Below are 26,432 nucleotides of genomic sequence, written 5' to 3'. Positions count from 1 at the left end.
GTTTGAACGTTATGAAGGAAGAATCCAACCGTCGCGCAGCGCCACACCAAGGGTCGCGTCAACAACGGGTAAAGCGGCATCGGCCAGCTGCAGCGTGATGCTGTGGTCTGGTGCCTCGATGGGTGCAACATCAATTTGGTAATGGCTGCCGCGATAGATCACCCGCTGCACGCGTGCCGCAAACTGCGGTTCATCCGGCTCAGCGAGGCGGAAATCCACCGCATGAAAACTGGCTTTGCCGTGGGGCATCGGGCGTTGATCCGGTGCGCAACGCAAAGTGACGCGCAAGCAGCACAGCGTGGCAAGTGCTTTGCCCTCGCCGATCGGTTCGATATCGCTGACCGGCAGCACTTTGCCGTCATCGATAAATCCCGCCACCATTGCATTCGCCGGTTCACGCCACAGGGTTTGCGGCGTGGCGAACTGCATCACGCGGCCGCTGTCCATCACGACAATGCGGTCGGCCAGCGCCATCGCTTCGTGCTGATCGTGGGTGATGTAGAGTAAGGTGGCGTGGCTGTGGCGATGGAAGCGGCGAAACTCCTCTTCCATGGTGGCGCGCAGGTGCACATCAAGGTTGGCCAATGGCTCATCGAGCAGCACCAGCGTCGGTTTAGCGACCAGACAGCGGGCTAACGCCACACGCTGACGCTGTCCACCGGAAAGATCGGCGGGACGGCGCGAGGCAAAGTTTTCTAATCCCACCAGCTCCAGCGCTTGTTGAGTACGGCTGTCACGCTCATGGCGCGCCACGCCGTTGACTTTCAGGCTGTAGGCGACGTTTTCCGCCACCGTCATATGTGGCCACAGCGCATAGCTCTGGAACACCACGCCGAGCTGGCGATCTTCCGGTGGCAGGTGCACGCCCGCCGCAGCAAAGCAGCGCTCACCGACGTGGATTTCACCGGCATCAGCGGTTTCAAAGCCCGCCAGCAGACGTAATAAGGTGGTTTTGCCGCAGCCCGAAGGGCCCAGAACGGCGATGAACTCTCCCTGCGCAATCTGCAGCGAGATATCCTGAAGTACCGGCTGGGCAGCAAAGGCTTTGCTTAACCCGCGAAGTGTGATCGTTGCCATGTTTCTGGCCTTTATCTGACAGTCCGGCTAAGACCCTACGACAATCAGATGACGATCCCGTGACATCGATTTGACGTTTCCGTGCTCAAACAAAACGGGAGGCCCTAAAGCCTCCCTGCTACTTATTCGACGCTTTCAGCCTGCAAATGCATGCCGATGTAGCGCTCATAGCGTGATGGTTTCACGCGTGACAGATCCACCAGCACCAGCCCATCAATACAGTTGTTGAAATCAGGATCGCTGCCGAAATCGATAAACTGCACGCCGCCCGGTTCACACACTTCCGAGTACTGCTTGTAGAGCGTGGGAATCGCGGTGCCGAGGTTCGCCAGCAGATGCTTCAGACGACGCAAGTCTTCCGCATAGTTATCACCGGTAAACTGCGCCAGCACCTCCGGCAGCGAGGCCGGATAAGGACGGCGCGATTTTGCCAGCGGCAATTCAGTCGGGAAGTACATGCGGTAGAACGCCACCAGCAGATCGCGCGCCGCCAGCGGCATACCGCCGGAGATCGATACCGGACCGAACAGGTAACGGGTCTCCGGGTATTTGGCGATATAGGCACCAATGCCCATCCACAGATAATCCAGGCCGCGTTTGCCCCAGTAGGCAGGCTGGATAAAGCTGCGACCCAGCTCCAGGCCCTGATTGATGATCGGCAGCATGCGCTCGTCGTAGTGGAACAGGCTATCGCTGTAGATGCCTTCCAGACCACGACGCTCCAGCTGCTCGGCTCCCGGAATAAAGCGATAAGCGCCCACAATCTCCAGCGCGTCGTCATCCCACAGAATCAGGTGATAGTAATCGTCATCGTATTTATCGAGGTCACGACGGCGACCGCTGCCCTCGCCCACGGCGCGGAAGGCGATTTCACGCAGGCGTCCGAGTTCACGCAGCAGCGGCACCCAGGTCGCGCCGTTACGACGCCACAGGTAAATCTGTTTGCCATCCGGCAGCGAGCCGAGACGCTCACTCTCCATCAGCGCTTTTTTCAGTTCGGCACGATCTTCCGGGCGCGCAATCGCCGCTTCAGTCTGGAACAGACCACGACGGCCCTGACCAATGCGATATAAGTGCTTGCGCAGCCGTTTCGCCAGCTCTTTGCCCGGCGTGTGGCCATCGTGCCAGTTGGCAAACGGGATCTGCTCGCCAATGTGCAGCTTGATGCGCGATCCACGCTGGCGGAACATCTCGCGCACCAGCATCAGCAGCGCCAGCGGTGAGGCGATTTTGGCGGCGGCATAGAACGCAAGGCTATTACGTCCGACGACGTGTGCCGGAACAATCGGCGCACGAGCACGGGCGGCCAGACGCAGGAAGCTGTGATGCCAGCGGTTATCGCGCACACCACGGCTCGAAAGGCGCGACACTTCACCCGCCGGGAAGATAATCAGTGCGCCCTGATTGTCGAGATGCTGCTGCATGCGCGTCAGCTGTTCGCGACTGGTGCGGTTGCCCATGTTATCCACCGGCAACATCAGATTGTTGATCGGCTCCAGCATCATCAGCATGCGGTTTGCCACGATTTTCACATCACGACGCACCTGAGACACGGCCGCCAGCAGCGCCAGCCCGTCCAGCGCACCGAGCGGATGGTTGGCGACAATCACCACCGGACCGCTGGTCGGGATCTGCTCCAAATCGCGTTCACTTAATTCACAGCGCACATCCAGGTGCTCCAGCACTTGCTCGACCATATCCACCCCTTTCAGGTGGCGATAACGGTCAGCAAAAGATTGGAATTCATGTTCGCGAACCGCCCATTTCAACAGGCTTTTTTGCCAGTTCGCGGGGTGATGGCCTGGCCAGTAAGTATCGAGAAGCTGATCAACAGAAAACATCATTCACCTTTTGTGCGCAGAGGTTTATGGCACCGAAGTTAAACAGGCTTGTTTTCAGATTTATGACCAGTGAGAAAGCGAAACGGAAATAACGGGGGAAACGCGGGGCGTTAGTCAGTAATGGCACCGCTAGCGAACCGTATAGAGGATTGTCGAGCCAGCGAGCGGCAGAAGCCGCCCCTGAAAAGACAACCACTTATCGATGGTGTGGCACCGCCCGATTCATCGTGCGTGAGCGGTTAAAGTTTTAACGGCGGCAATTGTGAGAACACGCTCAACAAGCCTTTGCTCCACAACTGACGAATCTGCGAAAAGTAAGGGTGCTGTTCGGTAATATGATGCTGTTCGTTATCTTTGAAGCTGTCGGTGTGATACACCATCACATCCAGCGGCAGGCCCACCGAAATATTACTCGCCAGCGTCGAGTCCATGGAAATCAGCGCACATTGCATCGCCTGGCTGAGCGGGGTTTCATAACGCAATACGCGATCAATAATCGGCTTGCCGTACTTGCTTTCACCAATCTGGAAATAAGGCGTATCCACACTGGCTTCAATGAAGTTGCCCTGCGGATAGATCTGGAACAGGCGCGGCTCTTCACCACGAATCTGTCCCCCTAATAGCAGCGTGCCACCAAACTCTTCGCCATCACGTTTGATCACTTCACGCAGGGTTTCCCCCACTAGCAGCGCAATGTCATACAGCGAGCGCCCATTCAGCAGATTGGGCTGATCGCTGTCGTGGTTATTACGCCGTAGCAAACTCATCACGCTTTGCGTGGTCGCCAGATTACCGGCGCTTTGCAGCACCAGCGTGCGTTCATCATCCACCTGAAACACGTGTAATTTACGGAACGAGGAAATATGATCGACGCCCGCGTTGGTGCGTGAGTCCGATACAAAAATCATCCCTGACGATAAACGCATTGCCACACAATAAGTCATAGTCACGCCTGCAAAAAAATATCACTGCTGCGCATGCACCTGCTGCACCGCGGCCATCGCCAGCATATCCTCACCGCCGCCGCCCAGCCGCATACCGCGCACCGGACAAGCATCGAGATAATCCACACCCACCGCCAGACGTAAATGCTGGCGCGTACTGCGCGTATTGTTGGTGATATCAAAGCTGTGCCAACTGCCATCCAGCCAGGCTTCAACCCAGGCGTGAGTAGCAACGTGTTCTACATTGTCCGTATAAAGATAGCCGCTGACATAGCGCGCCGGGATCCCGAGACTGCGACAACAAGCCAGAAACACATGGCTGTGATCCTGGCAAACGCCGCTGCCCGCCGCAAATACTTTCGCTGCGGTATCACTCACCTGGGTGCTGCCAGGCTGGTACGGCATTTTTAACAGCAGCTCATCCATCAGTTTTTCCAGGCTGGCGAGCGGTTTTTCCGCGTGCCAGTAGCGCTGTGCGAAATCGCGTATCGCCGCATCGGGCAAGGTTAATGGCGTGGCGCGCAGAAACACCAATGGCGAAAGGATCGATTCAGGGTCGGGGGAATACTCCCCTTCATCCAGAATTTCCACCACCCCGCGTGCGGCAATCTCCAGTTGCTGATGTGGCGTATCCAGCGTCAGCACATGCAACACGTTGCCGTAAGCATCCAGGGTGCGCGTGGCTTCGCACGGTAAATCGAGATCCCATGACAGAATCTGCTGGTGCACCGAGTTCTGCGGCGTCAGGCGCAGATACTGGGTGCTGAGTTTGACCTGATGCTCATAGGCATACCAGGTTTTGTGCTCGATGTTCAGTCTCATTTCGCCTCCAGATAGGTCTGATTGATGCTTTCTGCCAGCGCATTGGTCTGCGAGAGAAAGTGATAAAGCCAGCTGTACAACCCGTCACGCGTCAAACTTTCCCAGGTGCTGAAGCGCATTTCGGCCAACAGCACCGTCACCAGATAGCGTGGACGATCCTCACCGCTGCTGCCGATCTGTTCCAGCTGGTTGGCGATCTCCTCAATGCAGGAGTGCAGCGAACGCGGGCTTTCGTTACGCAGGATCAGCATCTCATTCACCAGATCCGGCATCAGCTGCTGCTTAAAGATCGCGTTATAGGCTTCACGCGCCGACACCGCACGCAGCAAGGTATCGAGGCAGTAGTATTCCCGCACCGAATCGGGGTTCTGCTCCAGCAATTGCTGGTTGACGCTCAACAAACGCGCGGTGCCGTCACTGCGCTCCATCAGCGTGCCGATACGGATAAAACACATCGCATCGCCACGCAGCAAAGTGCCGAACATCGCGCCACGAAACAGGTGAGAACGCTCTTTAACCCAGTCAAAAAAGCTGTCAGCGTTGGCGCTGGTGATGCCGCGTCGCCGCATGTTACGCATCTCAATCCACGTCGAGTTGATGCTCTCCCACACTTCAGACGACAGACTGCCGCGCACCGCGTGAGCATTGTTCCACGCCTCCTGCCAGCAGCTAAAAATACTGCTGGGATTGCGATCGTCGAGGGCAAAAAAGTTAAACAGCTGCGGCATGGTGAAACGCCCGTTGAGGGTTTCAAACAGCTGACGCGTACCGGTGAGGTTGAGCGGCAACAGCAGCTCATCAGTTTGGCTGTTACGCACCGGCATCAGCGAAAGCCGGTTGGTAACATCCAGCACCCGGGCAAGTTGTTCTGCGCGCTCCAGATAGCGCGCCATCCAATAGAGGCCACTGGCCGTGCGGCTTAGCATGATGCGTCATCCTCCAGAACCCAGGTGTCCTTGGTGCCACCGCCCTGCGATGAGTTCACCACCAGCGAACCTTCGGTCAGCGCCACGCGGGTTAAGCCACCCGGCACTAAGCGAATATCCGCACCACATAAGGCAAAGGGACGCAAATCGATATGACGCGGCGCCAGGCCGTTGTCGATAAACGTCGGACAGGTGGAGAGCGACAGCGTGTCCTGCGCGATATAGTTTTCCGGGCGTGCTTTCAAACGATCGCGAAAATCACTCAGCTCCTGCTGGCTGGCCACCGGGCCAATCAACATGCCGTAACCGCCAGCGCCGTGTACCTCTTTCACCACCATTTTGCTGAGATTGGCGAGGACGTAAGTCAGATCCTGCGGCTTGCGGCACTGCCAGGTCGGCACGTTGTTGAGGATCGGATCTTCATCCAGATAGAAGCGGATCATGTCGGGCACGTAGGGATAGATCGATTTGTCATCGGCCACGCCAGTGCCAATGGCATTGGCCAACACCACGTTACCGGATCGATACACCGACAGCAGGCCCGGCACGCCGAGCATCGAATCGGGACGGAACGCCAGCGGATCGAGGAACGCATCATCAACACGGCGATAGATCACATCGACTTTGCACGGCCCGGCGGTGGTGCGCATCATCACCGCACCGTCTTTGACAAACAGATCGGCACTTTCCACCAGCTCAACGCCCATCTGCTGCGCAAGGAAACTGTGTTCGAAGTAGGCGCTGTTGAAGCGGCCCGGCGTCAGCACCACTACCACCGGATCGTTGACCGGTGAGCTTTCGCGCAGGGTTTGCAGCAGGTGTGAAGGATAGCGTTCTACCGGAGCAATATGCTGCTCGACGAACAGTTCCGGGTAGAGGCGCATCATCATCTTGCGGTTCTCCAGCATGTAGGAGACACCAGAAGGCGTGCGCAGATTGTCCTCCAGTACGTAGTACTCGCCGTCGTTGTTGCGCACCATATCGACACCGGTGATGTGCGCATAGATGTTGCGGTGCAGATCGACACCTTGCATGCAGGGCTGATATTGATCGTTTACCAGCACCTGCTCGGCAGGCACGATCCCCGCCTTGAGGATGTGTTGTTGATGGTAGATATCATGCAGGAAGGCATTCAGCGCCTGCACGCGCTGGCGGATGCCGCGATCGAGCATCGCCCATTCACCCGCCGGAATAATACGCGGTACGCTGTCGAACGGGATGAGCCGTTCTGCGCCGCCATCGTCACCATAGACATTGAAGGTGATGCCCACACGATGAAACAACAGTTCCGCTTCTTCGCGCTTACGCGCCACGGCCTCTTTGTCCGCCTGTTGTAACCACTCCCAGTAATGCTGATAGTGCGCACGGTGTTCGCCGTTGCTCAATAACATCTCATCATAGAAGTGTGACGCTATCTGGTAGCTTTCTTTCATGATTTACCCGGCGCTTGTCAGAGGACCTGGATCCTCTCCTGCACAAAGTGTGCCAGAGGCTCACGCCCCAAACGGCACACGCGCCCCGATAGCGGAGCAGCGCCGAATAACACTCAGATTGCACCTTATTGGTGCATTAACTGCTGCGCAATTGGCAGCCAGATATCCGTCATCGCTCCATCGCCCCCCGTGAAAGGATCGCGATGCGGTAAAGGTACGCGCGCGATCTGATCTTTCGCCGCGCGTAAACGAGAAGGTTCATCACGCACGGTTTCCGGGGACATTCCTTCAGGATAGGCGCCAACGGCGAAAAAATCGTCTGAGGCGAACACCTGTTTATGGCCGACACCGGCGGGGATCAGCACCGCATCACCCTCACGTAGCGTCACCATGCGGCCGCTATCGCCGCCAAACAGCACTTCCGCCCAGCCCGACGCGACGCCCAGAATTTCATGGGTGTTGGGATGGTAATGGGTGTAAGGGAAGATCGGCGCGCGCCACGCGGCCGGCCAGCCGTTAGCCGTGAAGGTTTTTTCAAACCATTCGGCGCTGTTGCTTTGCAGCTCCTCATCATAGTCAGGCGCAATGCCTGGCCAGATGATCAGCGGCAGCAGATTGTTAGGCACACCGCCTGAGGGCTGCGACAGCATCAAATGCTGCGGATTATTTGATGAACCTGCAGAAAAGGTACCGGCGGCGAAAGACATCAGTAACAGCAGGCTGGAAGTGTTGGCAGTCATACTCTTTCTCCGGGAAGCCACGTTACTTAATTGTGGCAAACCCCGACGGCATTGCAATGTGCGCCCGCCAACAAAATTCACATAAAAGAATGATTTACCTTACTAAAGCCAAATTAGTTGGCAACATATTTAACATTTTGTGGCGCCGGTAAAGCCGCCAGGAAACTGTTATAAAAAAACACCTCAATTCTGTATCTGATTCGCTTCACTGTTATGTGATTTACTGGCAGGCAGTAACATTTAGAGGTGAACTATGGAAGCGATCAAACAAATTCTGCTCGATGAAATCGCCACGCTGAACCGTGAAGGCCAGCGCGATAATCTGCCACGCTTTAGCTTTTCATTCCTCAAAACCCATCCGGGGCTGTGGGCGATCATGTACCTGTGCTACGCGCTGTGCGTGGCGCTGATCTTCTCCACTGAGATGCTCGGCTGGCCCGCGTTCTGGTTCGCCACCGCCTTTGTATTGGTGATGAGCTTCCTGATGCTGATGGATATCAACCCGAAATACCGTTTTGAGGATATCGACACGCTAGACCTGCGCGTGTGCTACAACGGTGAGTGGTATTACGTGCAACCGGTTTCGCAGCAGGCGCTGGATAAGATCGTGGAAAATCCCGGCACGCCCGACCGCGTGCGCAGCGGCATCGATCGCCTGATGAAGCAAAAAGGCGAAGTGGATTTTTATGATGTTTATTACCTGACATGGGGAAATAAACAGGCGGCAACTATCTGATGAATATCGCCTTGCACGAGATGCAAGGCAGCACAGGCTACAAAAATCTGACGCGATGTTGTCAGGTTGCCCTGCAGGTACAAACGGCACATCGGTGTCAATTCAGACTGACCACATTGGTAATTCTTTGTGGTCAGTCATCTCAGGGGCGAACATTTTGCGGCAGAGCCGTTAAATCGACTCCAACTGAGCAATCAATTTCCCTAACGTCTCCACCGCCGCCTCGGCGCGCGCATCCCACGGCCAGGCGGTGTTGAAGCGGAAACAGTGGCTGAACCCTTCACTGCCCGAGAACAGCTGACCGGGCGCGATACTGATGCCCTCTTTTAACGCCAGATGATACAGCTGCGTGGTGTTGATCTGCTGCGGCAGCGCAATCCACAAGAAATAGCCGCCTGGCGTATCGCTGATCTGCGCGTCAACAGGCAGCACCCGACGTAAAGCCTGCTGCGCCAGCTGCTTACGTTTTGCCAGCGTCTGGCGCAACTTCTTTAAGTGCGTGTCGTAACTACGGGTGCTGAGGAAGTCGGCCAATGCCAGCTGCATCGGCGCGCTGGTGGAGAGCGTGCTCATGAGCTGAATACGCTGTACGCGCTGAGCATAGCGCCCGGCAGCCACCCAACCTACGCGAAATCCCGCTACCAGATTTTTGGAAAAACTGCCGCAGTGCAGCACATTCCCCTCGCGATCAAAGGCTTTGGCGGGCAAAGGCTTGTCGTGGCCGCTGTAGAGATCGCTGTAAACGTCATCCTCAATCATCGCGACCTGGTAGCGCGACAGCAGAGTGACCAACTGTTGTTTTCGTTCAGCGCTCAGGGTAAAGCCCAGCGGGTTTTGTCGATTGGTCATCAGCCAGCAGGCTTTGACCGGCCAGCGTTGCAATGCCTGCTCCAGCTCGTCGAGATCGATGCCCTGCTCAACATCGCTGGCGATGGCAATCGCATTCAGTTTCAGCCGCTCAATCACCTGCAAGGCACCGTAGAAAGAAGGATTTTCAATCACCACCCAATCACCGGGTTCGGTCACCGCTTGCAGGCTGAGGTTGAGCGCTTCCATCGCGCCGTTGGTGATGACGATATCGTCCGGCGACAAGGTGATGCCCTGCTGGGCATAACGTTGCGCCAGAATTTTCCGCAGCGCTTCGTTGCCGGGCGGCAGGTTATTTAAGGCATCACTGGGTTTCAGATTGTGCGAGACTTTGACCAGCGAGCGCATCAGCTGACGCTGCGGAAAGAGTTCGGGATCGGGAAAGGCAGAGCCAAACGGCATGATGCCAGGGTCACGCGTGGCTTGCAGCACATCAAACACGAAACTGTTGGTGTCCGCCTGCTCGGTTTTGGCAATCGCCTGTGTCGGCAAACGTGGGCGGCTTTCGGCAGCTCGTGGCGCAACGTAGTATCCGGATTGGGGTTTTGACAGGATCCAGCCCTGGCTTTCCAGCACTTCATAGGCGTGCATCACCGTCATCAGGCTAAGGCCGCTCTGCTCCGCCTGCTGACGTAATGACGGCAGCTTTTCGCCCGGCGGCCAGATGCGCGCTTCGATCTGCGTCCGAAGTTGATCCACCAACTGCTGATATTTCGCCACCCTGGCTCCGGTATTGGAAATGTGTGCGGCTATTTTCCCTCACCCTGGCCCCCTCCCGCAAGCGCGAGAGGGGATGGTTGGGATGAGGCCATCACCGCACAAAAATCCTTACGGCAACTGCACCAGCTGCTGCTCGTTTTCGACAAAATTCGGCAGTTCGTGGATGCGTTCTGGCGGCACCGGTTTGCCCAGCAAATAACCCTGCAAGGTATCGCAACCCAGGCCGGTGAGGAACGCTTGTTGATCCTGCGTTTCCACCCCTTCCGCCACCACTTTGAGATCGAGCGACTGCGCCAGTGCCACAATGGCAGAGACAATGGTGGCATCTTCAGATTTCGCCTGCAGTTCATTGACGAAGGCGCGGTCGATCTTCAGTTCACTGGCGGGCAAACGTTTGAGATACAGCAGGCTTGAATAGCCGGTACCGAAATCATCAATCGAGGCTTTCACGCCCATATCCGTCAGTTGCGTCAGAATACGTACACTCTCTTCCGGATCACGCATCGCGGTGGTTTCCGTCACTTCCAGCGTCAGCAATTCGGCCGGGATCTGATGCTTCGCCAGCGCCTGCGTCACGGTTTCCACCAGGTTGCTCTGCTCAAACTGCAGCGCGGAGAGATTCACCGCGACCGACCAGTGTGGATGGCCCTGCAGATGCCAGCAGTGCAATTGACGGCAGGCTTCGTTAATCACCCAGTTACCGATGTTGATAATCATGCCGGTCTTCTCGGCAATCGGCAGGAATTTGTCCGGTGCCAGCAAACCGCGTGTCGGATGTTCCCAGCGTAGCAACGCTTCAAATCCAATAATCGGGCCGCTCGGCGCACAATATTTTGGCTGGTAGAACAGACGTAACTCTTCATTATCCAGCGCTTGCCACAGGTCGTTATTGAGCTGTAACTGCGACTGCGCCAGAGTGTTCATCGACGGCTGGAAGAAGTTGTAACCGTTACGGCCGTTGTTCTTGGTGTGATACATCGCGGCATCGGCGTTAAACATCAATTCACGCTCATCTTTGCCGTCGCCTGGATAGACCGCGATGCCAATACTCAGTGACACCACCAGCTCATAGCGTGAAATATCAAACGGACGATCGACCGCTTTCACCAGCGCATCCGCTACCGCTGCGGCGTCATTGGGCTCATCGATTTCGATCAGCAGCACGAACTCGTCGCCACCCATGCGTGCCAGGGTGTAGTGCCCTTTCATCTGACTGATCATGCGCTCGGCCACGGCAATCAGCAGGTTGTCACCCACATGGTGACCAAAGGCGTCATTGACCGCTTTGAAGCCATCCAGATCCATAAACATCAGCGCAAACTGCGACTTCTCGCGATTGGCTTTGTTGATGGATTGCTCCAGACGATCTTCCAGCAAAATACGGTTTGGCAGGCGTGTCAGGTTATCGTGCAGGGCCAGTTGCGCCAGCTCGCGGTTGGCTTCCGCCAGCGAGTGCGCAAGGATGGAGGTGCGCGCTTGCAGGCGTGCATCCAGCATCGAAACCAGCAACGTAATGCCGAGGATCGCCAGCGTCACCACGGTGACCACAATCGCCAGCCAGTTGCTGTTAACGCCCATGTGCGTGGCATGACTCATCATCGGGAAGCTGGCAGCGGCCATACCGGTGTAGTGCATGCCAGCAATGGCGCAGCCCATCACTACCGAAGCACCGAGACGCAGAATGGTCACGCGGCCATGTCCTTCGCGCAGGTTAAAGGCGAGCCACAGTGCCGCGCCCGATGCCACCAGCGCAATCACCACTGAAGCGGCAACCCAGCCCCAATTCCAGACGATGCCCGGCGCAAACATCAGCGCGGCCATGCCCATGTAGTGCATGGCGACCACGCCGGAACCGAGCACCAAAGCCCCGCCCGTTAAGCGCCGCCAGGATAAATCATGCGATGAGCACACCAGCCACAAGGCAAAAATTGATGCCAGGATTGCCACTGCCATCGACGTCGCCGTCAGCAGCGGATCGTAGCTCATCACCATATCCAGGCTCATCGACAGCATGCCGATGAAATGCATCGCCCAGATGCCCACGCCCATGGCGAATCCACCGCCTAATAACCAAACCAGCGCCACCTTGCCAGTTGAAGAAGCCACACGTCCCGCCATATCCAGCGCGGTAAACGAGGCCAGCATCGCCACCAGAATGGAAACGATGACAGTAAACGAATCGTACGAAGTCACTAACATAGTGATTTCCCAAGTTAAAGCCGTTATCAATCAGCTGTGGTGTTATGAAAAAAAGTCAAGGCTATAGGTTTTATTGTGTGTTTTATCGGCAGGAACACTGCCGATTTGAGTCTTTGAACGATGAAACCTTCCGATGCGGAAGAAAATAAAAATGATTTATCAGGCGCTGGTTAAGGGCAGCGGGTGCTCAGCAAACAGTGGCGGTGCATTAAACACAGCGGTAAATTCACCGATACGCTCCGCCGGTGTTGGCTTGCCCAGCAGATAGCCCTGCAGCGTGTCAAAACCGAGCCCGGTCAGCAGACGCTGCTGTTCTTCGGTTTCTACCCCTTCGGCCACCATGCGCAGATTAAGACTTTGTGCCAGCGTCAGCATCGCGCTCACGACGGTGGCGTCCTCGCTGTCGGCACGCAGGCTGTTAATAAAGGCGCGGTCGATTTTCAGTTCGGTGGCTTCCAGATGTTTCAGATGCAGTAAATTGGCATAGCCGATACCGAAGTTATCGATCGCCACTTTCACGCCGAGTTGATGCAATTCTGCAATGCGCTGCTGGCTGAACTGCGGGTCGCGCATCGCGATATTCTCGGCAATCTCCAGCATCAGCGCCCCCTCCGGCAGCTGATAGCGCAGCAGTGCATGACGTAAGCTGTCGATGAGATCGCGCTGATGGAATTGCAACGCCGAAAGGTTAACTGACACGCTCCAGTCGCGGTTGCCTTCATCGTGCCACTGTTTTAACTGACGGCACGCTTCGTTGATCACCCAATTGCCCAGCGCCACGATTTGCCCGGTTTTCTCCGCACGCGGCAGGAACATATCCGGCATCAGTAATCCGCGACGCGGATGTTGCCAGCGCAGCAGCGCTTCGAAGCCCATGAGCACCGTGCCGCCTGCGCGGAATTTTGGCTGATAGAACAGGCACATTTCCTGATATTCCAGCGCATTCCACAGGTCATTCGCCAGCGCCAGCTGATGCTGTGCCACGGCGCTCATCATCGGTTCAAACAGACACCAGCCGTTTCGGCCGCTGTGTTTGGTGTGATACATGGCGGAGTCGGCGTTGAACATCATTTCCTGCTGGCTACGACCGTGCTGCGGGAACACCACGATGCCGATACTCAGCGACACTCGCAATGAGTAACGATCCAGTTCAAATGGCGCATCGATGGCATTCACCAGCTGCTGCGCCAGCGCTGAGGCTTGCAAATCATTGTATTGTGGACACAGCAGCACAAACTCATCGCCCCCGAGTCGCGCCAGTAGCACGCCCTCGCCCAGCTGCACGCGCAGACGTTCGGCGACCGCGATAAGCAGACGATCGCCCACATGATGGCCCCAGGTATCGTTGACCGCTTTGAAGCCGTCGAGATCCATAAACATCAGTGCAAAGCTTTCATCCTGCAACGTGGCTTGCTTGATCTGCGCCGTCAGCTGCTGCTCCAGCAGCACGCGGTTGGGAAGCGAGGTGAGATTGTCATGCATCGCCAGTTGGCGCAGTTCGCTATTGGCACGCTTGAGCTTGGCCGCCAGACGCGCGGCGCGCAGCTGGGCATCCAGCATGGAAACTAACAGCGTGAGGCCAAGAATGGACAGCGTGATAATGGTCACCCATACCGCCAGTCCATCCTCACTGATGCCATGATGCTGCTGCATGGTGCTCGGCATGCTGTACTCCGCCGCCGCCATGCCGGTGTAGTGCATTCCGGCGATGGCAATGCCCATTACCAGCGCGGCACAGACACGCATAATCCACACGCTCTCGCCCTGGCGCAGATGAAACGCCAGCCACAGTGCCGCCCCCGAGGCGGCATAGGCAATCACCACGGAGAGCGCGACCAATGGCATGTCCCAGCGAATCGCCGGTTCAATCATCAGGGCATTCATGCCGATGTAATGCATCGCCACCACGCCGCTGCCGAGTATCAGGGTGCCACTTATCAGCCGACGCGGGGTCAGATGGCTGCCCTGAACACCCTGGGCGAAGGCGAAGATGGCAGAGAGGATCGCCACCAGCAGGGAAACCGTGGTGAGGGTAATGTCATAACGCATGGTCATCGGCATCATCATCGCCAGCATGCCAATGAAGTGCATCGCCCAGATGCCAATGCCCATCGCGGTGCCACCGCCAATCAGCCACATTTTCGCCAGGCAGCCGCGTGAAACCGCGACGCGTCCAGCCGTATCCAGTGCGGTAAACGCAGCAATGAAGGCCACGATCAATGAAACCGTGACCAGAACGCTATCCCAGGTAATTAGCAGCATGTGCGCTCCTAAACTCAGCCCGCTGCGGAGCAGGAGCTGTATCGTCAAAAATGATCAAAAGGTCGAAACATTGATTAAGGGTGAGTAATGACCGCACGCAGTGAGGCAGAGGGGGGAGCCGATCCAGACAATTCTGGAAACACCGCGCTATGTTTTTGGTTTTTCATCTTCAGTCGCAGTCAGAAAAATTAATAATATCTGATTAATGCACGAACATAGCATTGAACGGTTAATCGCGGTAGAGGGTTAAATCACTCGCTGTTTAGTTTTTTTAACCGGTTGTCACCCCTTGCGATTACTACGTTATCGGCGAAAAGTGTGAATTGATTAATGAAAAATCTAAGCGCAACGCTCCCAGTGTTGATTTGCTGATCTATAGTAAAGAAAACTGATATAAATCATAAACCCATCATCTAAGAATATTCCTAGATGTCGGGCACTTACGCAGTAAAGCCGATCGTGACTCTTGTTTGACTTCGGATTCGTTACATAAATGAATCACCAGGTGAAAAAGCACTGACCTTGGATAATCAGTAAGGAATGATTATGAAACTCAAGCTTTTTCTTTTGGCGTCCAGCCTGAGCGTAGTGCTCGCCCCTCATGCGGCTTTTGCCGCCACCACAACGGGAACCATTAATGCGACCCTGACCCTGACCACCGGTTGTCTGGTGAATGGTCAGTCTGCCACCACAGGCGTCAACTTCGGTACCCTGAACTTTGGTAGCAGCGCCGCAACCTTCGATACCCTGAATGCCACGCTGGTCGGCGCATCGGGCAACGGTATTTATGTTCGCTGCACCACCGGCCAGACTTTCAACGTGCAGGTCACCAGCAGTAATGCTGCACCGGCGACCATTTACGGCACCGTCAGCGGACAGCCTCGCTATCTGATCCTCGGTTCCAATAACACCCAAGGCATTGCCTATACCCTGTATAGCGATGCGGCATTCACCACCGCCATCGCCAATAACACCAACATTGCCGCCAGCGGCACCACGGACCCGACCTTAGGCACTAACTACGCCATTTATGGTCGTGTGGTGGGCGGCGGGTTTAACCCACTGATTCCGGCAGGGACTTATACCGACACCATTAACGTTGCGGTGAACTACTGAGGTCAGTTGTGGGGTAATCAGGGTGGCCGTGGTGCAGCGTTGGGTGCACATTGCAGGCGGCCTCGCCCTGCTGATAGGGAGCGTCTCTGCCTGGGGGTTGCCAACCGCAACCTTTCAGGTCTCTGCATCAGTAGTGGCAGGCTGTGTTGTCTCCGGTACCAATACCGGGGTCTTTGGCACGCTTAATTTCGGTACGCAATCTGGCGTGTCGTCCAGCAGCGTGAGCGCCAGCTATGTGCAAAGCACCACCATCATTCTCGCCTGCACGCCAGGCACCGCCGTTAGCATGAGTATCAATGGCGGCGCCAATTACTCTACTACCCGCAATCTCAAGGTCTCGGGTAACACCAATACCGTGCCCTATTCCCTGTACACCAACGCGGCACACACCACGGCTATCCCAGTGAATAGCGCCGTGGCGCTGAGTTACAGCAACGCCAATAACATTACTTTGCCGATTTATGGCCTGTTAACGCTACCCGGCCCCACGCGCGCCGGCACTTATACCGACACCTTAACCGTTACGCTTAGCTGGTGACGGCAGTGATAAAGAAGGATGAATAATCATGAACCTGCGCGCCCTGTTACTGTTGTTTATTATGGCACTAATGCCTGCTGCCCACGCTGCCAATTCGCTGATGATTTGGCCCATCGATCCCACCATCAATCCCGATGATAAAGCCAGTGAGCTTTGGCTGGAAAACCGTGGGAATGCCACCACCATGATGCAGGTACGCATCTTTAGCTGGCTGCAAGTGGGCGGTCAGGAACAGTATCAAACTCAGCAGCAAGTGGTCGCCAGCCCGCCGATGGTGCGCCTCGAACCGGGTCAGAAACAACTGGTGCGACTCATTAAGCAGGGCGCGCCGGAAGCGGGACGCGAAATGTCCTACCGCGTGGTGCTGGATGAAATCCCTACGCCACGCACGCCCGGCGAAAATCAGGCGGGATTAACCTTCCAGATGCGCTATTCGGTTCCGCTGTTTGTTTATGGTAACGGCGTCACCAGCGACAGTGCGAAGCCGCAACTCAGCTGGCAACAGGTGGACAGTGGTGGCAAACGCTGGCTGGAACTCACCAACCGGGGCAACGGCCATGCGCGGCTGAGTAATGTCACCATTGGTGGCCGCCGCCTGGGCAATGGCCTGTTTGGCTACGTACTGGCAAACAGCAGTAACCGCTGGCCATTAACCAGCAGCGTGAGCGGAGAGCTGTCAGCGGAGGTGAATAAAGGGCACTGGAGCAGCGCGGCCGCGCGTTGATGACGTTTTCGCTGCATCCCTGCACGTTGGCAGTGGCTAGCGTGCTATGCCTGTTACCTCAAATCAGTAGCGCGGAGACCTTTTCCGAGCTACCACCGCCCCCTGCGCTGGAGAACAACGCCAGCGGTCAGCAGTACATGCTGGAGCTGGTGGTGAATCAGAACGCGCGCGGCGATATCGTGCCGGTGGAGCGTAAAAACGGCGACTTTTGGCTGCGCAGTGGCGATTTACAGCGTGCCGGTATCCCTGCGGAGAAACTCCAGGGCGAGCAAATCGATGTGAATCAACTTGCGGACATGAAAGTGGAATATGACGAGCGTCGTCAGCGCCTGTTGCTCACCGTTCCGCCCGCCTGGCTGCCCGGCCAGGTGATCGGTAAAGATCAGCGCGGCCCTCGCTACCCGGGGCGAGCCAGTAACGGTGCGCTGCTCAATTACGACTTTTACGCCACGCGTACCGATAATGCCGGTTCCCGCTTGTCGAGCTGGAATGAGCTGCGCGTGTTTGGCCCCAGCGGGCAATTCTCCACCAATGGCGTCTACACCCAACAACTGGAAGGCGGTGTCAGCGGTCAGCAAGAGGGATACATTCGCTACGATACCTGGTTCAGCAATGAAGATGAGAACGATGCAATTAGCTGGCGCGCCGGGGATCTGGTCACCGATGCGCTGAGCTGGAGTAACAGCGTGCGTCTGGGTGGCGTGCAGATTGCGCGTGATTTCAGCGTGCGACCGGATTTGGTCACTTACCCGCTACCGGCGTTTTCCGGCCAGGCCGCAGTGCCCTCTTCCGTCGATCTGTTTATTAACGGTTATCGCAGCACGCAAGCCAATGTGCAGCCGGGGCCGTGGTCGCTGACCAATGTGCCGTTCGTTAATGGCGCGGGCGATGCGGTGATCACCACCACCGATGCCGTGGGGCGCCAGGTCACTACCACGCTGCCGTTTTATGTCTCCAGCAGCCTTCTGCGACAGGGTTTGTCGGATTACTCCTTCTCGGCCGGTGCTATTCGTGAAAACTACGGACTGGAGAACTTTGACTATGGCGCAGCAGCAGCCAGCGGTTCTTATCGTTATGGGTTAACCGACTGGCTGACGCTGGAGAGCCATGCGGAAGGCAGCGACAGCGTGGCCACCGGCGGCGCTGGGGGATTGGTGAAGCTCGGCAGCTGGGGCGTGGTCAATGGTGCGCTGGCACACAGTCAGATGGAAGGTAAACCCGGCACGCAATACAGCTGGGGTTATCAATATAACAACAGCTGGTTTAGCCTCGGCACCCAGCATGTATTACGCACCGCCGATTACGGCAATCTGGCGCTGGTCGGCAGCCGGGGCGACAGCGCCAACACCAGCTACTCACTGGCGCGACGCAGTGCGCAGTACACCGCCAGCGTGTCACTCAATCAATACGGCAGTCTGGGCCTGGCCTACTTTGATATTGCCGGCGGATCGGGCGATCGCACCCGCTTATGGAACCTGTCCTGGAGTAAAAACCTGTGGGGTAACAGCAGCCTGTATATCTCCGCCAGCCGCGATCAGGAACAGGGTGACTGGAGCGGCGCTATCTCGCTGGTAATCCCATTCGGCGAGCAGAGCAGTGCTTCGGTGAGCTACGAGCGCGATCAACAGGGCAACAACAATCAGCGCCTCTACGTGTCACGCGCCATGCCGACCGATGGTGGCTTTGCGTATGATGCGGCCTGGGCCAATCAGGGTGGCGACAGCGGTGATTACCGCCAGGCAAGCCTGCGCTATCGCAATAACAAAATCGACACCTCTGCCGGATTCTACGGCGATAACGATAACACCACGCAGTGGGCCGATTTCACCGGTTCGCTGGTGCTGATGGATAACCGCGTGTTTGCCGCCAACGACATCAATGATGCATTTGTGGTGGTGAAAACCGATTACCCGGATGTCACGGTTCGCTATGAAAACCAGGCAATGGGACGCACCGATAATCAGGGCTATTTGCTGGTGCCATCGATCAGCAGTTACTACGGCGCAAAATACGATATCGATACCCTGGATTTACCGGCTGACCGCACCGCACCCAAGGTGGAACAGCGTTTTGCGGTGAAACGGAAAAGTGGTTACCTGCTGAACTTCCCGGTAGAGCGCCTGCGTGCCGCCAGCGTGGTGCTACAGGATAAACAGGGGCAACCGTTGCCGATCTCCAGCCAGGTGTTGCGCCCGAATCAGGGTACGGAATATATCGGATGGGATGGCATTGTCTGGATGGAGAATCTGAGCGCTGAAAATCCGATTCATGTCGTGACGCCTGATGGGCGCAGTTGTGATACCACGCTGACCATTGCGGACGGCCAGCCAAAAGCGCTGGAGACCTACGGTCCGCTGACGTGCGATCTGCCGCCGCCAGCGCCGGGTTCAGCGGTCAGCACGGCCAATAATTCACAGTCAGGAATTTCACCATGAGAAAGATTTTTTTGCTGCTGGCGCTGTTTATCTTGCCGGGCACCAGTTATGCGCTTTGTGGTTTATCGGCCCCAGCGGCGACCTTCGGCTCCGTGACGACGTTCGCGGTGGGCTCTACCGTGCAGAACACTTCCAGCACCACCAACGTCAACTGCGGTTCCGGCACGCTTTCGCTATTGGGCACCGATAACGTCACATACGCCTTCACCACTGCGACCTATCTCAGCGGCACGCGGGCGGTGTTGAAGAGTTCCAGCACCGGTACCGACAGCATTCCCATTCAAATGTGCATCGACAGCGCCTGCGCCACGGAATTGCAGCAGGGCGGCAGCTATCGCTGGAGCTCGGCTTTACTGCTTGGGCTGGGGAACAGCCTTAACTTTAATATTCCGCTCTATTTCCGCACCCTGACGGGACAGGTGATTGCAGCCGGCACTTACACCACGACGATAACCATAACGGTGAGTTATACGGTGTGCGCGGGTTTGAACGTTGCAGGTTTATGCGTAGGAACAGTGCAAACCAGTACCGGCACCGCGATGCCGATTACCGTTAACCTGGTTGTGACCAACGATTGCACCACCATCACCGCGCCTAATGTGAGTTTTGGCAGCGCACCGCTGGTGGGGAGTTTCTCCACGGTGCAGCAGACGATTAACGTGGTATGTTCTAAAGGCAGCACCTTCACTGTGGGGTTGAGCAATGGCAGCTACTACAGCGGCACCACGCGCCAGATGGCGAGCGGTACCAACCGGCTGGCTTATGACATTTATAAAGGCACCACCACCACGACACGCTGGGGACCGACGGGCACCGACCGCTGGAGTAGCGCCAGCGCCACCTCCCTGAACGCGGATCTGGTGACGCGCAACTTCACTTATACTGCGCAGATTCTGACGACGCAGAATACGCCAGCGGCGGGAAGTTATACGGATAGCGTGGTGGTGGATCTGTCGTTTTAGGCAGGCATGGTCGACGATGTCGTTTGTAGGCCCGATGATTGCGTTTCACTGCACCATACCCACATATCTGCATAAACAAAAAAGCAGCCCCTTCAACAAGGGGCTGCTTTATTCGAATAGTTTCTTAACAGGCTGACATCAGGCCCGCTGTCAGCCAGGGCGTTACAGTGAAGCTCCCACCGGCGTGCCGCCATGGCGCGCCTGATACTGTTTCACCATGCGGCCAATCAGCAGCGTGCCGATCAATCCGCACACCGCCGCGAATGACAACCACACGCCGGGCATCGCTTTATCACCCGTGGCATGGATCAGGTAGCTTGAAACCGCTGGCGTGAAGCCACCAAACAGCGCGGTCGCCAGGCTATACGCCAGTGAGAAGCCGGTGGCGCGCACTTCAGCCGGCATAATTTCCGCCAGATAGACCACCATCGCACCGTTATAGCTGGCATACAGGAACGATAACCACAATTCCGCTTCCACCAGATGCGCAAAGGTGGGCGATCCCACCAGCCAGTGCAATACCGGCCAGGTGGTGAGAATCATCAGGATAGTAAAGGTGATCAGCAGCGGACGACGTCCTATGCGATCCGACAGCGAGCCCATGACCGGCAACCAAATCAGGTTAGAGATACCGACAAAAAGCGTCACCATAAAACTCTGCTCATCGCTCATCATCAGCACGGTTTTACCGAAGGTCGGGGTGAAGGCGGTGATCATGTAGAACATCACCGTGGTGGTCACCACCATCAGCATACCCGCCAGCACCAATGCCCAGTTCTCACCGACCGAGCGCATGATCTGTCCCATGGAAGGATGTTGTTTACGTTTGCTGAACGCTTCGGTTTCTTCCAGCATGCGACGGATCCAGAACAGGAACGGCACAATCATACAACCGACAACGAACGGAATACGCCAGCCCCACTCGGTGACCGCTTCCTTCGCCAGCAGATGATTAAGACCGAGGCCAAGCAGCGCAGCGAAGATCACCGCGACCTGCTGACTACCGGACTGCCAGCTGACATAGAATCCTTTGCGTCCTTTTGGCGCCACTTCAGACAGATAAACCGACACACCGCCCAACTCCACGCCCGCAGAGAAGCCCTGCAGCAAACGACCCAGCAGGATCAGAATCGGCGCGGCAGCGCCCAGCGTGGCATAGCCCGGAACCAGGGCGATGGTGAGTGTGCCCAACGCCATCAAGCCCAATGTCAGCAACAGCCCTTTACGGCGTCCGTGATGGTCGATGTAGGCACCCAGAATAATCGCGCCAAGTGGACGCATCAGGAAGCCCGCACCAAAGGTCATCAGCGTGAGCATCAATGAAGCAAAGGGATCATCTCCGGGGAAAAAGGTTTTGGCGATCGCCGTAGCGTAATAGCCAAACACCATAAAATCGTACATCTCAAGAAAGTTACCGCTGGTAACGCTAAAGATGGTTTTGGCCCCGCCTTGCGATGGCTTTTGTAAAGATTGACTCGCGCTCATATTGTCCTTCCTGGGTTTTTCTTCCGTTGTAGCGGGTTGCGCCAGGAATAGATGTGATCGGCTTCACCATTGCAGTTTACAAAAGTGAGACCAAAAGTAACAAGAAATTAACATTGACGGCGGGAGCAAATAAAAAGGGCCGCTATCGATAGCGGCCCTTGTGAGCGATAAGAGGGGGTGATTTATTTCTTCACCGTCTCCATGCCCATCAAACCAATCTTCAGATAACCCGCTTCGCGTAACTGATCCATCACGCTCATCAGGGTTTCATAATCCACAGACTTATCCGCCTGGAAGAAGATGGTGGTGTCTTTCTTGCCTTCGGTCTGCGCCGTAAGCGCATTCACCAGCGTCTCTTTGGTGACCGCATCGTTGCCGATATAGATCTGCTTATCTTCCTTAATAGAAAGATAAACCGGTTTTTCCGGACGCGGTTGCGGTGCGCTGGTGGAGGCAGGCAGGTTAACACGCACATCCACCGTGGCTAATGGCGCGGCGACCATAAAGATGATCAGCAGAACCAGCATAACGTCGATAAACGGCGTCACGTTGATTTCATGCATTTCGCCATCGCCTACCGAGTCATCGTTTAAACGCATCGCCATAATACTTATCCTACGCGCAGTTTCTGTGCCGCCGTCGGACGGGTCGCTTCTTTCGCGGTGTCCACATTGCCGAGATCCAGATCGCGGCTCTGCAGCAGCATCACCTGCGCCGCAACATCACCCAATGAGGCTTTGTAGCTGGCAATCATGCGCGCGAAGACGTTGTAGATAACCACAGCAGGAATAGCAGCAACCAGACCAATCGCGGTCGCCAGCAACGCTTCTGCGATGCCCGGAGCAACGACCGCAAGGTTGGTGGTCTGCGTTTTAGCGATACCGATAAAGCTGTTCATGATGCCCCACACGGTACCAAACAGACCGATGAAGGGAGCAACAGAACCGATAGTGGCGAGGAAGCCATTGCCGCGACCAGCATGACGGCTGAATGCCGCAACGCGACGATCGAGGCGGAAGCTGGTGCGTTCCTTAATACCATCAAGATCTTCAGTACCAGCAGAGAGTTCCAGCTCGTTTTGCGCATCATTCAGCAACACCGCACTGTGGCTGTTACTTTTAAAGCTTTCAGCAGCGCGGTAAGCATCATTAAGCGAACGCGCTTCGCCCAGCGCCTGCTGTTCGCGTTTCAGGCGACGTTTCGCCCCGCTCAGCTCAGCAAACTTGCCGAAGAAAATCGCCCAGGTGACAACCGAGGCCAGTAACAGGCCAATCATCACCACTTTTACCACGATATCGGCATGCTGATACATGCCCCAAACGGAGAGGTCCGTTTGCATCAAATCACTGGCTACCACGCTGCGTCTCCAACTTCTGTTGCACAGTTCACGATTGAAGCGCGGATCATAGCAAAAAAATTGACCGAAGTGATAGTAGTTCTCATTACTATTTACAAACGATTAATGCTTCAATTTCCAACAATCTAGGTGGTTTTTATGGATGCGCTGGCTGATGTTTTACAAATGTGACCTAAACTGAAAATTTATTAAAACATCGTTTCAAAATGTGATGTATTTCATCCAATCAACATTTGACCACTTTTTCGCCAGCGCAATTTCACTATTCTGAGCCAGCCCTTCCCGATTGTGGTGTGCCTGACACCGCTAATGATCATCAAGCTGGAGCAATAATAATGACATCTAAAAAACGACTCACGATTGCAATCTCTTCTCTGGTTATGCTGCTGGCGAGTGGTGCTCACGCCAAAGTGTTAAAAGTCGCGGAAGTACAGCCCGCCGGTTATCCCACCGTGGTCGCGCTGCAGCATATGGGCGATAAGTTAAAAGAAGCGACACAAGGACGATTGGAGTTGAAGGTTTACGCTGGCGGCGTGCTGGGCGATGAGGATCAAACGCTGCAACAGGTTCAGCTCGGCGCGATTGATATGATTCGCGTCTCGCTGGCTCCTGTCACCACCATCGCCCCTGAAACCAGTGTGCTAACCCTGCCCTATGTGTTCCGCGATGAAGACCACATGCATAAGGTGCTGGATGGCGATGTCGGCAAACAGATTGTCGAAAAATTCGATAACGATCCCCGCACGCGCATGGTGTTCCTCGGCTGGACCGACGCGGGCACACGCAACATGATCACCAAAAAACCCATCACCAAACCCGAAGATTTGCAGGGGATGAAAATTCGCGTGCAGAACAGTGCCATTTCACTGGCCACGCTGAAAGCGATGGGTGCCAATCCTGTGGCAATGGGCGTCAGCGAAGTGTTTAGCGCCATGCAAACTGGCGTGGTCGATGGCACAGAGAACAATCCACCGACGTTTGTCGCCCACAACTATCTGCCCGTGGCGAAGTACTACACCCTGAGCGGCCACTTTATTCAGCCGGAGATGATCCTGTTCTCTAAAGCCTCATGGGGACGGCTCTCCGCTGAAGATCAGGCGCTGCTGAAGAAACTCGGCAAGGAAGCGCAGGATGAAGAGCGCCAGCTGTGGGCCACTTACACCGCCCAGTCAGTGGAGAAAATGAAAGCCGGCGGCGTGACATTCCAGGACACCAACCGCGATTACTTTATGAAAGCCACGCAACCGGTGCGCGACCAGTTTGGCGGCAATTATCAGGATCTGATGAAACAGATTGCGGATGTGAAATAACCCTCTCAGCGCCGCGCGACCGCGTGGCGCCTTGCTCAGGTAACGAAGCATGAATGCATATTCCCGTTTAATGGATGGGCTCTATCTGTTGTGCATGGGCATCGCGGCGGTAGCCCTGTTGATCATGGTCACGGTGATACCCATCGGTATTTTCGCGCGCTATGTGCTAAATGGTGCCCTCTCATGGCCGGAGCCGGTCGCTATCGTCTGCATGATCATCTTTACCTTTATTGGTGCGCCCGTCGGATTGCGGGCAGGCACACACATTTGTGTGTCGATGGTGACCGATCGCCTTTCCGAAACCGGGCAAAAATGGGCGCAACGGCTGTGCAACCTGCTGCTGATCGTGGTCTGTCTCATCCTGCTGCAGGCCAGCTACAGCTTGTGTGAGGCCATGTGGGTTCAACCGCTGGCGGCCTTGCCTGCTGTGACGTATGGCGAAATGTATCTGCCCATTCCTATCGGCGCGCTGTTTACGCTGCTGTTTGTGATCGAGCGAATACTGAATGGCGATCAAAGTCAGCGTCCGCTGGTGACGCTGGGCGGCACACACTAAATTCGGAGCACTAAAATGGATGCTTTCATTCTGGTTGGTAGTTTGGTGTTGCTGCTGTTGGTCGGCTTTCCGGTGGCGTTTGCCGTGGGGTTTGCCGCTTTTATTGGCGCCTGGTGGATTGATTTGCCACTGGAAGCCGTGGTGATTCAGATTACCAACGGGGTCAACAAATTTTCACTCCTCACCATTCCGTTCTTCATTTTGGCCGGGGCGATCATGGCCGAGGGAGGGATTGCCCGCCGCCTGGTGAACTTTGCCTATATCTTCGTCGGTTTTATCCGCGGGGGCTTGTCGTTGGTAAATATCGTGGCATCGACATTTTTTGGCGCCATTTCAGGATCGTCAGTGGCCGATACCGCCTCGATCGGGTCGGTGATGATCCCGCAAATGGAGCAAAAAGGTTATCCGCGAGATTTCGCCGCCGCCGTGACCGCCAGCGGTTCGGTGCAGGCGGTGTTAACGCCGCCCAGCCATAACTCCGTGATCTACTCGCTGGCCACCGGTGGCGTCGTTACCATATCCTCATTGTTTGTTGCGGGTATTATCCCCGGGCTGATGCTGGGATTCTGTTTGATGGTGATGTGCCTGGCGTTCGCTCGCAAGCGCGGTTATCCCAAAGGCGAAGCCATTCCGTTGCGTCAGGCGGTGAAAATCTTCTTCGATGCGTTCTGGGGACTCTTTACCATCGTCATTATTTTGGGCGGTATTCTTTCCGGCATTTTTACCGCTTCGGAATCCGCTGCGATCGCCTGCCTGTGGGCGTTTTTTGTCACGATGTTTATTTATCGCGATTTCAAATGGAATCAGCTGCATATTCTGGTGTTTCGCACCATCAAAACCGTCACCATTGTGATGGTGTTGATTGCCTTTGCGGCGGGCTTTGGCGCAGTGATGACCTTTATGCAACTGCCGACCATGATCACCGATGCCTTCACCAGCATCTCTGATAACAAATACGTAATTCTGATGTGCATCAACGTGTTACTGCTGGTGATCGGCACCTTGATGGACATGGCCCCTATTATTCTGATTTTAACCCCTGTCTTGCTGCCCGTTGCCACCAGTCTGGGCATCGATCCTGTGCATTTTGGCATGATTATGATGACCAACCTGGGTATCGGTCTGATCACCCCGCCGGTCGGTACCGTGCTGTTCGTTGCCAGCGCCGTCAGTAAACAGAAAATTGAGCAAGTGGTGACGGCCATGCTGCCCTTCTACGTCACGCTGTTTTTCATCCTGATGCTGATCACTTACGTGCCCGCGCTATCGCTGTGGCTGCCGCATGTCATGGGTGTGATGTAACGCGAAATCGCAGGGACGCGCTTTTGCCCGGCCAATTCATCGACTGACTCCGATAATCCGCAATCAGGGTCAACCCACTG

General features: G+C 55.8%; 22 protein-coding genes. 9 read left to right on the top strand and 13 right to left on the bottom strand.

Going from position 1 to position 26,432, the window contains the following annotated elements; translation table 11 throughout:
- Window positions 1-9: 9 nt before the first annotated feature.
- The 7 genes from WFP70_RS11935 to WFP70_RS11905 all read right to left on the bottom strand — a co-directional run bounded on the left by WFP70_RS11935 (window position 10) and on the right by WFP70_RS11905 (window position 7,783).
- Entirely contained in the window at window positions 10-1,077 is a 1,068-nt protein-coding gene (locus tag WFP70_RS11935) for an ABC transporter ATP-binding protein (protein WP_337023386.1), read from the bottom strand.
- A gap of 122 nt (window positions 1,078-1,199) precedes the next feature.
- A complete protein-coding gene (locus WFP70_RS11930) occupies window positions 1,200-2,918 on the bottom strand; it encodes a lysophospholipid acyltransferase family protein (RefSeq protein WP_034828463.1) in 1,719 nt (572 codons plus the stop codon).
- A 239-nt stretch (window positions 2,919-3,157) separates the two neighbouring features.
- Window positions 3,158-3,862, bottom strand: a complete 705-nt coding sequence (locus tag WFP70_RS11925) for a proteasome-type protease (RefSeq protein WP_038644739.1) — start codon at window positions 3,860-3,862, stop codon at window positions 3,158-3,160.
- 21 nt (window positions 3,863-3,883) lie between these two features.
- Window positions 3,884-4,684, bottom strand: coding sequence for a transglutaminase family protein (locus WFP70_RS11920; RefSeq protein WP_034828459.1), 801 nt, complete (start codon window positions 4,682-4,684; stop codon window positions 3,884-3,886).
- Window positions 4,681-5,610 (bottom strand): alpha-E domain-containing protein, encoded by a 930-nt coding sequence (locus WFP70_RS11915; protein ID WP_337023387.1) that lies wholly within the window; start codon window positions 5,608-5,610, stop codon window positions 4,681-4,683. The genes WFP70_RS11920 and WFP70_RS11915 overlap by 4 nt, the downstream gene beginning before the upstream one ends.
- Window positions 5,604-7,043, bottom strand: coding sequence for a circularly permuted type 2 ATP-grasp protein (locus tag WFP70_RS11910; RefSeq protein WP_166933480.1), 1,440 nt, complete (start codon window positions 7,041-7,043; stop codon window positions 5,604-5,606). Before WFP70_RS11910 ends, WFP70_RS11915 begins: the two co-directional genes overlap by 7 nt.
- A 125-nt stretch (window positions 7,044-7,168) precedes the next feature.
- Window positions 7,169-7,783: a cupin domain-containing protein gene (locus WFP70_RS11905; protein WP_034828453.1), complete on the bottom strand. Its 615-nt coding sequence runs from the start codon at window positions 7,781-7,783 to the stop codon at window positions 7,169-7,171.
- A 253-nt stretch (window positions 7,784-8,036) separates the two neighbouring features.
- Between WFP70_RS11905 and WFP70_RS11900 the strand changes: the two genes are divergently transcribed.
- Entirely contained in the window at window positions 8,037-8,519 is a 483-nt protein-coding gene (locus WFP70_RS11900; RefSeq protein WP_034828452.1) for a YlaC family protein, read from the top strand.
- Between the two features lie 171 nt (window positions 8,520-8,690).
- Here WFP70_RS11900 and WFP70_RS11895 read toward each other — a convergent pair whose 3' ends face one another.
- The 3 genes from WFP70_RS11895 to WFP70_RS11885 form a co-directional block, all read right to left on the bottom strand.
- A complete protein-coding gene (locus WFP70_RS11895) occupies window positions 8,691-10,106 on the bottom strand; it encodes an aminotransferase-like domain-containing protein (protein WP_337023388.1) in 1,416 nt (471 codons plus the stop codon).
- Window positions 10,107-10,214: 108 nt separating this feature from the next.
- The gene (locus WFP70_RS11890) at window positions 10,215-12,305 is read right to left on the bottom strand and encodes a putative bifunctional diguanylate cyclase/phosphodiesterase (protein ID WP_182056912.1); all 2,091 of its coding nucleotides are present in this window, start codon (window positions 12,303-12,305) and stop codon (window positions 10,215-10,217) included.
- Between the two features lie 159 nt (window positions 12,306-12,464).
- Entirely contained in the window at window positions 12,465-14,567 is a 2,103-nt protein-coding gene (locus tag WFP70_RS11885; RefSeq protein ID WP_337023389.1) for a putative bifunctional diguanylate cyclase/phosphodiesterase, read from the bottom strand.
- A 546-nt stretch (window positions 14,568-15,113) separates the two neighbouring features.
- Between WFP70_RS11885 and WFP70_RS11880 the strand changes: the two genes are divergently transcribed.
- Genes WFP70_RS11880 through WFP70_RS11860 form a run of 5 tightly spaced genes read left to right on the top strand, consistent with a single transcriptional unit; the run spans window position 15,114 to window position 20,342 of the window.
- Complete coding sequence (locus tag WFP70_RS11880; RefSeq protein ID WP_045814784.1) at window positions 15,114-15,683, top strand: spore coat protein U domain-containing protein; 570 nt, start codon at window positions 15,114-15,116, stop codon at window positions 15,681-15,683.
- Window positions 15,684-15,705: 22 nt separating this feature from the next.
- Window positions 15,706-16,221: a Csu type fimbrial protein gene (locus tag WFP70_RS11875; protein ID WP_034828443.1), complete on the top strand. Its 516-nt coding sequence runs from the start codon at window positions 15,706-15,708 to the stop codon at window positions 16,219-16,221.
- Window positions 16,222-16,246: 25 nt separating this feature from the next.
- Window positions 16,247-16,945: a fimbrial biogenesis chaperone gene (locus WFP70_RS11870; protein ID WP_337023451.1), complete on the top strand. Its 699-nt coding sequence runs from the start codon at window positions 16,247-16,249 to the stop codon at window positions 16,943-16,945.
- On the top strand, window positions 16,945-19,380 hold the full coding sequence (locus WFP70_RS11865; RefSeq protein ID WP_442956341.1) for a fimbria/pilus outer membrane usher protein: 2,436 nt from the start codon (window positions 16,945-16,947) through the stop codon (window positions 19,378-19,380). The genes WFP70_RS11870 and WFP70_RS11865 overlap by 1 nt, the downstream gene beginning before the upstream one ends.
- Window positions 19,377-20,342, top strand: a complete 966-nt coding sequence (locus tag WFP70_RS11860; RefSeq protein WP_337023391.1) for a Csu type fimbrial protein — start codon at window positions 19,377-19,379, stop codon at window positions 20,340-20,342. The genes WFP70_RS11865 and WFP70_RS11860 overlap by 4 nt, the downstream gene beginning before the upstream one ends.
- Window positions 20,343-20,504: 162 nt before the next feature.
- On the opposite strand, the gene WFP70_RS11855 is transcribed toward WFP70_RS11860, so the two are convergent.
- The 3 genes from WFP70_RS11855 to exbB all read right to left on the bottom strand — a co-directional run bounded on the left by WFP70_RS11855 (window position 20,505) and on the right by exbB (window position 23,166).
- A complete protein-coding gene (locus WFP70_RS11855; RefSeq protein ID WP_034828434.1) occupies window positions 20,505-21,827 on the bottom strand; it encodes an MFS transporter in 1,323 nt (440 codons plus the stop codon).
- A 182-nt stretch (window positions 21,828-22,009) separates the two neighbouring features.
- Complete coding sequence (gene exbD, locus WFP70_RS11850) at window positions 22,010-22,432, bottom strand: TonB system transport protein ExbD (protein WP_034828432.1); 423 nt, start codon at window positions 22,430-22,432, stop codon at window positions 22,010-22,012.
- 5 nt (window positions 22,433-22,437) lie between these two features.
- Window positions 22,438-23,166: a tol-pal system-associated acyl-CoA thioesterase gene (gene exbB / locus WFP70_RS11845; protein WP_072017041.1), complete on the bottom strand. Its 729-nt coding sequence runs from the start codon at window positions 23,164-23,166 to the stop codon at window positions 22,438-22,440.
- Window positions 23,167-23,519: 353 nt separating this feature from the next.
- Here exbB and WFP70_RS11840 point away from each other — a divergent pair, with 353 nt between their 5' ends.
- From WFP70_RS11840 to WFP70_RS11830, 3 genes are read left to right on the top strand one after another with little or no spacing between them, the layout of a single operon-like run.
- Window positions 23,520-24,494 carry a TRAP transporter substrate-binding protein gene (locus WFP70_RS11840; protein WP_097118131.1) on the top strand — a complete coding sequence of 325 codons (975 nt, stop codon included), beginning with the start codon at window positions 23,520-23,522 and terminating at the stop codon, window positions 24,492-24,494.
- 49 nt (window positions 24,495-24,543) lie between these two features.
- On the top strand, window positions 24,544-25,050 hold the full coding sequence (locus tag WFP70_RS11835; protein WP_160868868.1) for a TRAP transporter small permease: 507 nt from the start codon (window positions 24,544-24,546) through the stop codon (window positions 25,048-25,050).
- Window positions 25,051-25,065: 15 nt separating this feature from the next.
- Window positions 25,066-26,352: a TRAP transporter large permease gene (locus WFP70_RS11830; RefSeq protein ID WP_034828425.1), complete on the top strand. Its 1,287-nt coding sequence runs from the start codon at window positions 25,066-25,068 to the stop codon at window positions 26,350-26,352.
- Window positions 26,353-26,432 lie beyond the last annotated feature (80 nt).

It is taken from the genome of Pantoea sp. USMM079 (assembly GCF_037153115.1).
Lineage (GTDB): Bacteria > Pseudomonadota > Gammaproteobacteria > Enterobacterales > Enterobacteriaceae > Pantoea > Pantoea communis.
The sequence above is the reverse complement of the archived record's forward strand: the minus strand, read 5'-3'. Positions and strand labels throughout refer to the sequence as shown.